Source organism: Delftia sp. ZNC0008, from assembly GCF_000799035.1.
Taxonomy (GTDB): Bacteria; Pseudomonadota; Gammaproteobacteria; order Burkholderiales; family Burkholderiaceae_C; genus Comamonas; species Comamonas tsuruhatensis.
The window spans coordinates 1-11655 of the sequence record NZ_JTKZ01000605.1 but is presented as its reverse complement, the minus strand read 5'-3'; the positions used below and the strand labels follow the sequence as shown (position 1 = coordinate 11655).

General features: G+C 68.5%; 11 protein-coding genes. 4 read left to right on the top strand and 7 right to left on the bottom strand.

What is annotated here, in order from left to right:
• Nucleotides 1-899, bottom strand: an 899-nt coding sequence (locus L995_RS19890) for a LysR family transcriptional regulator (RefSeq protein ID WP_082001581.1), incomplete at its 3' end; no start/stop codon positions are given.
• Nucleotides 900-1100: 201 nt separating this feature from the next.
• On the opposite strand from L995_RS19890, the gene L995_RS19885 reads away from it, so the two are divergent.
• The 3 genes from L995_RS19885 to L995_RS19875 are packed head-to-tail and all read left to right on the top strand — an operon-like array spanning nucleotide 1101 to nucleotide 4269.
• Complete coding sequence (locus L995_RS19885) at nucleotides 1101-2090, top strand: tripartite tricarboxylate transporter substrate binding protein (RefSeq protein WP_047473174.1); 990 nt, start codon at nucleotides 1101-1103, stop codon at nucleotides 2088-2090.
• A 2-nt stretch (nucleotides 2091-2092) separates the two neighbouring features.
• Entirely contained in the window at nucleotides 2093-3118 is a 1026-nt protein-coding gene (locus tag L995_RS19880) for an NADPH:quinone oxidoreductase family protein (protein WP_047473173.1), read from the top strand.
• Nucleotides 3118-4269 carry a CaiB/BaiF CoA transferase family protein gene (locus tag L995_RS19875; RefSeq protein WP_047473171.1) on the top strand — a complete coding sequence of 384 codons (1152 nt, stop codon included), beginning with the start codon at nucleotides 3118-3120 and terminating at the stop codon, nucleotides 4267-4269. Before L995_RS19880 ends, L995_RS19875 begins: the two co-directional genes overlap by 1 nt.
• Here the strand turns inward: L995_RS19875 and L995_RS19870 are convergent, their stop codons facing one another.
• The 6 genes from L995_RS19870 to glyQ form a co-directional block, all read right to left on the bottom strand.
• A complete protein-coding gene (locus L995_RS19870; RefSeq protein WP_047473170.1) occupies nucleotides 4270-4710 on the bottom strand; it encodes a rhodanese-like domain-containing protein in 441 nt (146 codons plus the stop codon).
• A 90-nt stretch (nucleotides 4711-4800) separates the two neighbouring features.
• Complete coding sequence (locus L995_RS19865) at nucleotides 4801-5721, bottom strand: M48 family metallopeptidase (protein ID WP_047473168.1); 921 nt, start codon at nucleotides 5719-5721, stop codon at nucleotides 4801-4803.
• A 13-nt stretch (nucleotides 5722-5734) separates the two neighbouring features.
• Entirely contained in the window at nucleotides 5735-6475 is a 741-nt protein-coding gene (locus tag L995_RS19860; RefSeq protein ID WP_016446474.1) for a lysophospholipid acyltransferase family protein, read from the bottom strand.
• Nucleotides 6476-6625: 150 nt separating this feature from the next.
• The gene (locus L995_RS19855; protein WP_047473165.1) at nucleotides 6626-7195 is read right to left on the bottom strand and encodes a D-glycero-alpha-D-manno-heptose-1,7-bisphosphate 7-phosphatase; all 570 of its coding nucleotides are present in this window, start codon (nucleotides 7193-7195) and stop codon (nucleotides 6626-6628) included.
• A gap of 180 nt (nucleotides 7196-7375) precedes the next feature.
• The gene (gene glyS, locus L995_RS19850) at nucleotides 7376-9487 is read right to left on the bottom strand and encodes a glycine--tRNA ligase subunit beta (RefSeq protein WP_047473163.1); all 2112 of its coding nucleotides are present in this window, start codon (nucleotides 9485-9487) and stop codon (nucleotides 7376-7378) included.
• Nucleotides 9488-9521: 34 nt separating this feature from the next.
• The gene (gene glyQ, locus L995_RS19845; protein ID WP_016446477.1) at nucleotides 9522-10460 is read right to left on the bottom strand and encodes a glycine--tRNA ligase subunit alpha; all 939 of its coding nucleotides are present in this window, start codon (nucleotides 10458-10460) and stop codon (nucleotides 9522-9524) included.
• 358 nt (nucleotides 10461-10818) lie between these two features.
• Here glyQ and L995_RS19840 point away from each other — a divergent pair.
• Nucleotides 10819-11655, top strand: an 837-nt coding sequence (locus tag L995_RS19840) for an SPFH domain-containing protein (RefSeq protein ID WP_047473162.1), incomplete at its 3' end; no start/stop codon positions are given.

Here is an 11655-nt window from a genome sequence, read left to right as displayed (position 1 = left end):
CAAACGCCGTGCTCGCCGCACCACTGCGTGACCGCATCGCGGAAATCCAGGCACAGCGGCGACAACCTGGCGCCTGCACGCCAGCAGACGGCCAGCTCATGGCTCCAGGCCATGCCTTCACCGCACAGGGCCACCAGGCACTGGCCCTCGGGCTGCTGCAAGGCACGCGACAGCATCAGGCCGAGCAGGTCCGACTGACGCAGCAGCTGGGCAAAGGCCACGGGCGAGGCCGTGCTTTCCACTGCCACACGCGGCGGTGTCAGCCCGGCCAGGGCGAACTTCTCATCCAGCCATTGCCGCAGGTACAGCGAGGCGGCCGGCATGGCCCAGCGCTCGCCCACCAGATCCGGCCAGCCGCGCAATCGGCGAAGCCTTGGATGGCCCTCGCGCGCCACGATCTGCATGCGCATGGGCCCCAGCGGCAGGCACTCCACATCCGCAGGAATCTGCGCCGGCACGGCCACCAGGGCCAGGTCGATGTGGCCCTTGCGCAGGAGGGTCATGAGGTGCGCGCTCAGATGGGTTTCTATTGAAAAGGTGGCCAGCGGGCGCTGTACGAAGAAGCGCGCCAGCAGCGGCGAGACCAGCGACGGCATCAGGTAGGGAATGGAGCCCAGGCGCACTTGGCCGGCATGGCTGGCGCGCTGATCGTCCAGCGCGCTGCGCAAGGCCTGCATGGACTGCAGCACGCCGCGCGCATGCGCAAGCATGCCGGTGCCCGTGCGGGTCAGGGCCAGCCCCTTGGCCGCGCGCTCGAACAGGGCCAGGCCAGCCTCGTCCTCCAGCCGCGCCATGGCCTTGGACAGTGCCGACTGGGTGAGTCCCCTGGACTCGGCCGCCCGTTGCTGGCTGCCGTGCTCGGCCACGGCCACAAACAACTCCAGGTCATCGATGCGCATGCGGTATCCCTCCACGAATGGCCCGCGCGCATTCCCGCATGCCCGGCAGGCATTCCAAGTTTCCACATGGGAATACCGGCGCACCAGGGGGATACCTAGACTGGTTTTTGTCGCCAGCCGTGCCAGACCCTTCCCAATCCACAGGAGACAGACATGCGGCAACCCTTGCAAAGAGCGCAGCCCCCATGCGATGGGGCAGCCATGACACGCCGCCGATTCGGTCTGTGCGCTGGAGCGGGGCTGCTGGCCCCGGCGGCCATGGCGGCCGCGCCGGACGGGCCGGACGGACCTTCCCGCTATCCGCGCAGACCCATCACCATCGTCGTGCCGTCGTTGGCAGGCAATGTCAACGATGCCGTGGCGCGCCTGCTGGGCCAGGGCCTGACCGAGCGCTGGGGCCAGCCGGTGGTCATAGACAACCGTCCGGGCGCTGGCACTACCACAGGCACCAAGCTGGTGGCACGGGCACCTGCCGATGGGCACACCGCCTTGCTGACCTTCACTGCCCATGTGCAAAACCCGGCCCTCTATGCGCAGGTCGGATACGACCCGATTGCCGACTTCGAGGCCGTGAGCCTGGTCGCAAAATCCTCGGTCATCCTGGCCGTCTCGGCGGACTTTCCGCACCGCAGCCTGGCCTCCCTGGTACAGGCCGTGGCAGCGGAGCCGGACAGGTACGCCTACGGCTCCTACGGCGTAGGAACCACGGGGCACATCCTGGGCGAGCTGCTCAAGCGCCAGGCCAGGCTGAAGATGGCGCATACGCCCTACAAGGGCGGCGTCCCCCTGGGCAACGATCTGGCGGCAGGCCACATTCCCATCGGACTGATCGCCGTGGGCACGGCCATGCCGCTGCTGCAGGCGGGCCGCATCGTGCCCGTGGCCATCACCGGGGCCCGGCGCTCGGCCCTGCTGCCACGAGTGCCCACCTTCCTGGAGCTGGGCTACCAGGGCTTCGAGCCCGACGCGTGGATGGGACTGCTGTTTCCAGCCGGCACACCGGAGGCCATCACGACGCAACTCTCACGCGAAATTGCGCACTTGGTGCGGCAGCCCGCCATCGTGCAGCGCCTGCATGACCTGAACCTGGAGCCTGTGGGCAGCACGCCCCAGGCCTTTGCCGCCACGCTGCGCACCGACCAGGCCAAATGGGCGCAACTGGTGCGCGAGCTCGACATCCGGCTGGAGTAGAAATGCCCGACAAACACTACCAAGCCCTGGTCTGCACCCACTGGGGCCACTGGAATGAACTGGAACTGCAGGCACTGCAGCGGCCCGCGCTGGCACCCGGCCAAGTCCGCATCCGTGTACGCCATGCTGGCATAGGCTTTGCGTTGAGCCTGTTCGTCGCCGGCACCTACCAGCGCCGCCCGCCCCTGCCCTTCACGCCGGGCACCGAGGTGGCGGGTGAAATCATGGAGGTCGCCCCCGATGTCCGCCAGTTGCGCCCGGACCTGCGCACGGGCCAGCGTGTCATTGCGGCCTTGGACTGGGGCGCGCTGGCGCAGGAAGCGGTGGCTTCGGCCCACACCGTCTATGCCCTGCCCGATGCCGTCCCGCTGTGCGCAGCGGCCGCCCTGCCCATCACCTATGCCACCTCCTGGTCGGCACTGCAGTGGGCAGCCCGGCTGCAGGCCGGTGAAAGCGTGCTCGTGCACGGAGCCAGCGGCGGCCTGGGCATGGCGGCCGTGCAGATCGCCAGCCACCTGGGCGCGCAGGTCATCGCCACGGCCAGCACCGGGGAAAAACGCTCGGCAGCGCTGGCCCATGGCGCCGCCCATGCGCTGCCATCCGACGCCGTGGCGCTGCCCGTGGCCGTGAAGGCGCTGTGCCCCGGAGGCGGGGTCCAGGTGGTCTTCGACCCCGTGGGCGGCGACCTGACCGACGCCTCCCTGCGCTGCATGGCGCCCGGAGGCCGCCTGCTGGCCATGGGCTTTGCCAGCGGGCGCATTCCGCAGATTCCCGCCAACCTGCTGCTGGTGAAGAACCTGGGCGTGCTGGGCTTCAACTACGGCCGCTATATCGGCTGGGGACTGACCGACGAGCGTGCTGTCCACGCACCGGCCGTGCAGGCCCTGGTCGGGCAGATCACGCAGGCCATCGCCAGCGGAGCCATTGCGGCGCCGCGCACCATGCACTTTCCCTTGCCGCAGTGGCAGCAGGCACTGGACACCACCATGTCCCGCCGCGCCGTGGGCAAGGTCATCCTGGATTTCTGATGTCTTCGACTCCCCACCCATTCGACGATGAGCCACTGCTGGCCGGCATCACCGTCCTCGACATCAGCCAGGGCGTGGCCGGCCCCTATTGCGGACTGCTGCTGCGCCAGCAGGGCGCGCGGGTGATCAAGATCGAACCGCCCGGGGGCGACTGGAGCCGCCAGATGGGCAAAAGCCGTGATGGCCAGACCGCCATCTCGGTGGCCTGCAACGCCGGCAAGCACAGCGTGGTGCTGGACACGCGTGCGCCCGAAGGGCGCGCGGCGCTGCAGGCGCTGGCCTTGCATGCCGACGTGGTGCTGCAGAATTTCCGACCCGGCGTGGCGGCCCGCATGGGCGCTGATCCCGTGCAACTGGCCGCAGGCAACCCGCGCCTGGTCTATGTGTCCATCTCCGGCTATGGCAGCGAGGGGCCGATGGCCGGCCTGCCGGCGCTGGACACGACCATGCAGGCCTACGGCGGCCTGATGCACACCAACCGCGACCCGGCCACGGGCCAGCCCCGCCGCATCGGCCTGCTGCTGGCCGACCTGGCCACGGCCCTGTATGCCGCCCAATGCGCCACGGCAGCGCTGTTGCGGGTTGCACGCACGGGCCGGGGCCAGCACCTGGAACTGTCCATGCTGCAGGTCTGCGCGGCCCTGCAGTCCTACCTGGTCATTGAAGGCGCCCTGTTTCCCGGCGCGAAGGCCTCGCCCTTCAACGCGCCCACGGGCCTGTTCCCCGTGGCCGATGGCATGCTCTACCTCAGCATGCTGGACGACGCCATGTTCGCCCGCCTGTGCAAGACCATGGGTTTTGACGATTGGCTGCAGGACCCGGCCCTGCGCAGCAGCGCGGGCCGGCTGCCGCAGGCGCAGCACCTGTCTGCCCGGCTGGCGCAGGCCCTGCTGCACCAGCCACTGGCCCATTGGGAGCGGCTGTTCAAGCACAACGACATCCTGTTCGGACGCGTGCGCCACCCCTTTGAACTGCTGGACGATCCCCAATCGGCTGACCTGTTCCAGCGCACGCCCGACCACTGTGCCTGGCCAGGCCTGCCCCTGCCGCGCCTGCCGGGACAGACGCATGCGACGGATGCCCAGGCCCTGGTGCCGCCCGCGCTGGGCGAACACACGCAGGCCGTGCTGCGGGAGTTCGGCCTGCGCTGACTACTGGCGCCAGGGCAGGCCGCGCAGGCGCCAGCCGCCGACATGGCCGCGCTGGCCGTTGGCGTCCACATCGCCCTCGAAACCTTCGAGGATGTTGTAGGCCTCGATGCCCAGTTGCGCCGCGCGCTGGGCGGCGGCCACCGAGCGCACGCCGCTGCGGCACAGCAGGACCACCTTGCCGCCTTCAGGCACGGCGGCGCGCAGCTGGCTGTCGAAATCGGGGTTCATCGCCATGGACGGCCACTGCTTCCAGGCCACGGCCACGGCGCCGGGTACGCGGCCCACCCACTCGCGCTCGGCATCGGTGCGCACGTCCACCAGCACGGCTTCGCCGGATTGCAGCCATTGCCAGGCGAGTTCGGGAGGAATGTCGCCTGCATAGCCCTGTGCGGGCTGGACGGTCAGGGGAATGGCTGCGGGAACGGGAGCGCTTGCGGACATGGATTGGCTTTCTTGATAGGACGCGGTTGTGTGCCCGGCAAGAATAACCGTCCAGCCCGACTGGCGCCGCCTCGCCGGTGCCCGGATCGCCTATTCCCAGGGCGGCAGCAGCCTGTCGCGCAGCACCTGGCGCTGCGCCTCCCAGCCCGGCATCACGCTGGCCACCGTGGCCCAGAAGCGCGGGCTGTGGTCCATGTGGCGCAGGTGGGACAGCTCGTGCACGACCACGTAGTCGATGACCTCGGGCGTGTGCTGCATGAGCCGCCAGTTCAGGCGGATGGTCCCTGCAGTGTTGGCGCTGCCCCAGCGCGTGCGCGCGCTGGTCAGGCGCAGGCTGGTCCATTGCACGCCCAGCAGCGGCGCATGGCGCTGCAGGCTGGCCGTGAACCAGGAGCGGGCCTCGCGCAGCATCCAGGCCTGCACGCAGGCACGCACCTCGGCAGCCGATGCGTCTGGCGCCAGGGGCAGGTGCAGGGACTGGCTGCCGTCGGCCGCCTGTTCGCGGTGGACCTGGCGGGTGCGCAGCGGCTGGGCTTCGCCACCGGTGAGAAGCAGTGCCAGGGGACGCCCCAGATAGTCGATCTGGCCGCCGTGCTCCCACCGGATGCGTGCCGACTGCTGGGCCCGCTGGCGCTGCCCGGCCTCCTGGAGCTTGCGCAGTATCCAGCCCGACTTCGCATCCAGTGCCTGCCCGATGGCCGTCATGCTCACCCATGCGGGCGCGCTGACCACCAGCCCCTGCGTGCCGATGGTGAAGCCTATGGTGCGCCGGCGCGACCGCTGCAACCGATAGTGCAGCACCTGCCCCTGGAGAACCGCCTGCTGGTTGGCTTGCGGATGAACGAAGGAACTGTGCACGGAGCCGGCGGGCGGGGTGGGTGCAGGTGCAGGCAAAGCCTGCGGCGCTTCGGGTTGAGCGGATCGCTCACGGCGCGGCCTCAGCCCGCCGTCCTGTCTTTCCACGGCGGGCGGCACCAACCAGTCCCAGGAACGCTGTGCCGTGTCCGCCATGCCGACTCCTGCCTCAGGCGCGGTAGGCCTCGGGGTCGAGGCGCTGCATCTCGGATTCGATCCAGTTTTCGACTTCCACCATCAGCTCCTCGTGCTTGCGGCCCACGGAAGGGATGGGCTTGCCTATGGAGACATCGACCACGCCCGGGGTCTTGATGAAGGCCTTGCGCGGCCAGCACTTGGCCGAGGTGACGGCAATGGGCACCACGGGCACGCCGGTCATGATGGCCAGGCGCGTGGCGCCGGTCTTGTACTCGCCGCGTTCGCCGCGCGGGATGCGCGTGCCTTCGGGGAACATGATGACCCAGGTGCCCTGGGCCAGCAGGCGCCGGCCCTGCTCCACGACCTTGTGGAATGCGCGCGAGCCGTGCTTTCGGTCGATATGGATCATGTCCATGCTGCCGATGGACCAGCCGAAGAAGGGCACCATGAGCAGTTCCTTCTTGAACACATAGGCCAGCGGGCGCGGCATGATCGCCGGCATGAGGAAGGTTTCGTAGGTGGATTGGTGCTTGACCAGCAGCACCACGCCCTGCTTGGGATCGGTGGGCAGGTTCTCCATGCCCTGCACGCGGTGGCGCACGCCCATGATCACGCGGGCGCTGTCCACCGACAGCTTGAGCCAGGCGCGCGCCACGGCATAGACGCGGCGCGGCCCGCCGCCCAGCCAGCGCGTGAGCAGCACGGCCAGGGTGTAGGGGATCACGGTGATGCCCATCCAGAGCATGTGGAGGGTGGAGCGGATCAGGGACATGGCGGCAGTGTGGTGCAGAAAGCGGCGCAGGGGCCGGGCGGCAGGCCCGGGCCTTGCGCCCTCAGGAATCGGAATTCACAAAGATAGCATTGTGCGCAGGACGGCAGGCCGGCGGCGCATGGGCAAAGCGCCATTCGGGCGTTCAGGCGTTCAGGGAGCGGGTGCGGCATCTGCCGGAACCAGCGCATCGGCCAGCGCGGCCAAGCTGGCATGGCGCCGGGTGCCGGCAGGCAATCCGGGCGGAAGTTCGCCGTCCAGAGACACTCCGGCGCTGGCGCCCGTGCAGACCAGGTGCAGGCGCGCGCCCATGGCGGCGCCGGCCTGCAGGTGGGCCACGCAGGAGCCGACCACCCACAGCTGATGCCCCTCGACGCCGAAGCGCTCGGCAATCTGCTCGAACAGCGCCGTGCCGGGCTTGCGGCAATGGCATTCCTCGTCCGGGGCATGGGGGCAGTAGAAAACCGCATCGACGCGCGCGCCTGCCGCCGCCATTTCGCGGTGCATGCGCGCGTGCACGGCATTGAGCTCGGTCACGTCGAACAGGCCCCGGCCCAGGCCCGGCTGGTTGGTGGCGACCACCACATGCCAGCCCGCCCGGTTCAGGCGCGCCACGGCTTCCAGCGCACCGCGCTGGGCCTTCCAGGCCTCGGCCGAGCCGATGAAGCCCTCCTCACCGATCTGGTTGAGCGTTCCGTCACGGTCCAGGATCGCAATTTTCATGGTCGAGGTTCCCGAAAGTTTAGGACTCAATCGCCAGCCAAACCCGCAGCGTACGAGACAGGCATGACCCAAGACAGGGGACACCGAGCAAGGGCCGCCCCGCCGCGAGGGTGTCGTCCCCCTCCCTCGCGCAGCGAGAGAGAGGGGGAAGGCGCAAAGCGCCTCAGGGGGTGCCCCATTTCACGCCAGTCGCGAAAGGTCCGCCACGCGGTTCATGGCTTCGTGCAACGTGGCCAACAGGCCCAGGCGGTTGGCCTTGAGCGCCGGGTCTTCGGCGTTGACCATCACATGCTCGAAGAAGGCATCGACCGGGGCGCGCAGCGCGGCCAGGGTCTGCAGGCTGGCCGTGTAGTCGCCGGCAGCAAACTGCTGCTGCGCCTTGGGCGCCACCGATTGCAGGGCTGCGTACAGGTCCTTCTCGGCCACCTCGGCCAGCACGGCCGCGTCAACCTGGGCCTGCACGGCCTGGTCGGCCTTCTTGAGGATGTTGCCCACGCGCTTGTTGGCGGCGGCCAGGGCCGGTGCCTCGGGCAGCTCGCCGAAGGCGCGCACGGCTTCCAGGCGCTTTTGCACGTCGGACAGGCGCTGCGGGCGCAGGGCCAGCACGGAGTCCACTTCCTGGGCCGAGAAGCCCTGCTCGCGCAGGTTGCCGGCCAGGCGGTCGTAGATGAAGTCGGCCAGCTGGGGCGTGGCGTCCTCGATCTTGTCGCCGAAGGCGGGCAGCACGCTGACCAGTAGGGTTTCCAGATCCAGCGCCAGGTCCTTCTCGACCAGCATGCGGATCACGCCCAGGGCGTGGCGGCGCAGCGCGAAGGGGTCGCGGTCGCCCGTGGGCAGGTTGCCGATGCCGAACATGCCGACCAGGGTTTCCAGCTTGTCGGCCAGGGCCACGACCACGCCGGCGTTGCCGCGCGGCAGTTCGTCGCCCGCAAAGCGGGGCTTGTAGTGGTCCTCGATGGCATCGGCCACGGCCACGTCCAGGCCATCGTTGAGCGCGTAGTAGCGGCCCATGGTGCCCTGCAGTTCGGGAAACTCGCCCACCATGTCGGTCACGAGGTCGGTCTTGGCCAGTTGCGCGGCCAGGTCGGCCTGCTGGGCCAGGCCCGTGTCGCCCAGCTGGCGGGCAATGCTCTTGGCGATGGAGCGCACGCGCTCCACGCGCTCGCCCTGGGTGCCGAGCTTGTTGTGGTAGACCACCTTGCCCAGCCCGTCCACGCGCGAGGCCAGGGTCTTCTTGCGGTCCTGGTCGAAGAAGAACTTGGCGTCGGCCAGGCGCGGGCGCACCACGCGTTCGTTGCCGCCGATGACGGCGCTGGCATCCTGGGGGCTGATGTTGCTGACCACCAGGAACTGGTGGGTCAGCCGGCCGGCGGCGTCCAGCAGCGGGAAGTACTTCTGGTTGGCCTTCATGGTGAGGATCAGGCATTCCTGCGGCACGTCGAGGAATTCCTTTTCGAACTCGCAGACCAGCACATTGGGGCGCTCGACCAGCGCCGTGACCTCGTCCAGCAGGGCCTCGTCCTCGATGGGACGGACACCGCCGCCCACGCGCTCGGCAGCGGCCTGCAGCTGGCGCGCGATCTCGGCACGGCGCTCGGCGAAGCTGGCGATGACGGCGCCTTCCTCGCGCAGCTGCGCGGCGTAGTCATCGGCGGAGCGGATGACCACGGGATCGACCGCCGCCTCGAAGCGGTGGCCATGCGTGGCCGTGCCGGCCGTCAGGCCCAGGGCCTTGACGCCGATCAGCACCTCGGTGCCGTGCAGCACCACCAGGCCGTGGGCCGGGCGCACGAAATGGACGCTGCTCCAGCCGTCGGCCAGCTGGTAGCGCATGACCTTGGGGATGGGCAGCCTGGCAATGGCTTCGTCCAGCGCCTTTTGCACGCCGTCGGCCAGCATCACGCCGCGCACGGTGGAGGCGTGGAACAGGGCTTCGGCCTTGCCTTCGCCCTGGCGGGTCAGGCTGGCAACGGCTTCTTCGCCGGCGCCCAGGGCGGCCAGCTTCTTGATCAGTGCGGGCGTGGGCTTGCCGTCGGCGTCCAGGCCCACGGAGACGGGCATGAGCTTTTGCGACACGGCCTTGTCCTCGGCCTGGGGCAGCACTTCGGTGATGTGGGCGGCCAGGCGGCGCGGCGAGGCATAGGCCGTCAGGCGCGCTTCGCTGGAGGCCAGCAGGCCCTGGGCCTTGAGCTGCTCGAACAGCACGCCGGCAAAGGCGTCGCCCAGCTTTTGCAGCGCCTTCGGGGGCAGCTCTTCGACAAACAGTTCAACAAGAAGATTCGATGCGTTCATGGTCTGGTGTTCTCTCGGTGCAGCGGTGTCCGCCTCAGGCGGCCTTCTTGCCCTGTTGTTCGGCGGCCTTGGCCAGCTCGGCCAGCACTTCGTCGGCATGGGCCTTGGGCGCCATGGGGAAGCCCAGGCGCGCACGGCTGTCCATATAGGCCTTGGCCACGGCGCGGGCCAGGTTGCGGATGCGGCCGATGTAGGCGGCACGCTCCGTCACGCTGATGGCGCCGCGCGCATCGAGCAGGTTGAAGGTGTGGGCGGCCTTGAGCACCTGCTCGTAGGCCGGCAGCGCCAGCTGTTCGCCGATCAGGTGGTTGGCCTGCTTTTCGTGGGCGCTGAAGGCGGTGAACAGGAAGTCGGCGTCCGAGTGCTCGAAGTTGTAGGTGGACTGCTCCACCTCGTTCTGGTGGTAGACGTCGCCGTAGCTCAGGCCGTCGGTCCAGGTCAGGTTGTAGACGTTGTCCACGCCCTGCAGGTACATGGCCAGGCGCTCCAGGCCATAGGTGATCTCGCCGGTGGCGGGCTTGCAGTCGATGCCGCCGACCTGCTGGAAGTAGGTGAACTGGGTCACCTCCATGCCGTTGAGCCAGACTTCCCAGCCCAGGCCCCAGGCGCCCAGCGTGGGGTTTTCCCAGTCGTCCTCGACAAAGCGGATGTCGTTCTTCTTGAGATCGAAGCCCAGGGCCTCGAGCGAGCCCAGGTACAGCTCCAGGATGTTGTCGGGCGCGGGCTTGAGCACGACCTGGAACTGGTAGTAGTGCTGCAGGCGGTTGGGGTTGTCGCCGTAGCGGCCGTCCTTGGGGCGGCGGCTGGGCTGCACGTAGGCGGCCTTCCAGGGCTCGGGACCCAGGGCGCGCAGGAAGGTGGCGGTATGCGAGGTGCCCGCGCCCACTTCCATGTCATAGGGCTGGAGCAGCGCGCAGCCCTGGTCGGCCCAGTAGGACTGCAGCTTGAGGATGATTTGTTGGAAAGTGAGCATGACTTGTTTCAGGCGTCGCACGCAGGCCGGGGCCGCGCCGGTGAATGAGAGGCGGCTCGCGCCGCGCAAACGACGATTTTAAGGCGCCGCCCGGCCCTGCGCCGTGGCGCGGGCCTGCGGCCCCACGGCAGACGCTCCACAGGGCGATCTGCATCAAAAAACGGAGCAGGCGACACATGCCGGCAAAGGCCGTGGCGCGCGAAGACCCGAAAGCCCGCCTTGCACGACGCATCCGGATCATTTTTTGACAATTCACCGGGGCAGCGGCCGGTGGCCGTTCTCCCCGCCGCCATGCACGCCGCCTAGAATGGCCCATTGACCTTTTTTGTCGTGGACCACCACCGTTTCGGAGCCTGCCATGAACCTGATGAACATCATCACCAAGCAACTGATAGAGATCATCGAGTGGACCGATGACTCGCGCGACACGCTCTCCTACCGCTGGCCCGACGACGACAAGGAAATCAAGAACGGCGCACAGCTCATCGTGCGCGAGTCGCAGCAGGTGCAGTTCGTCTCGGCCGGCCAGTACGCCGACCTGTTCAGCCCCGGCAAGCACACGCTGACCACGCAGAACATTCCCATCCTGTCCACCATCCAGGGCTGGAAGTACGGCTTCAACTCGCCGTTCAAGTGCGATGTCTACTTCATCAACACGCGGCTGTTCACGGGCAACAAGTGGGGCACCTCCAACCCCGTGATGGTGCGCGACCAGGACTTCGGCGCCGTGCGCCTGCGCGCCTTCGGCACCTATGACTTCCGCATCGTCGAGCCGGCCAAGTTCCTCAAGGAAGTGGCGGGCACGGACCAGAACTTCCGCATCGACGAGTTCGCCGACACCATGCGCTCGCGCATCATCAGCGTGTTCACCGAGTCGCTGGCCAAGGCCCGGGTGCCCGTGCTGGACGTGGCCCAGCGCTATGGCGAGCTGGGCGATGCGCTGCTGCCGCTGATCAACCCGGCCATGACGGACAAGTACGGCCTGGAGATCACCAGCTTCGTGCTGGAGAACGTGTCCGTGCCGCCCGAGGTGGAGCAGGCCATCGACAAGCGCTCCAGCATGACGGCCATCGGCAACCTCAACGACTACGTCAAATACCAGATGGGCCAGGCCATGACCACGGGCGGCGAAGGCGCTGCCGCAGCCACCCTGCCCGCCACCATGGCCATGGGCTTCGGCATGGCGCAGACGCGG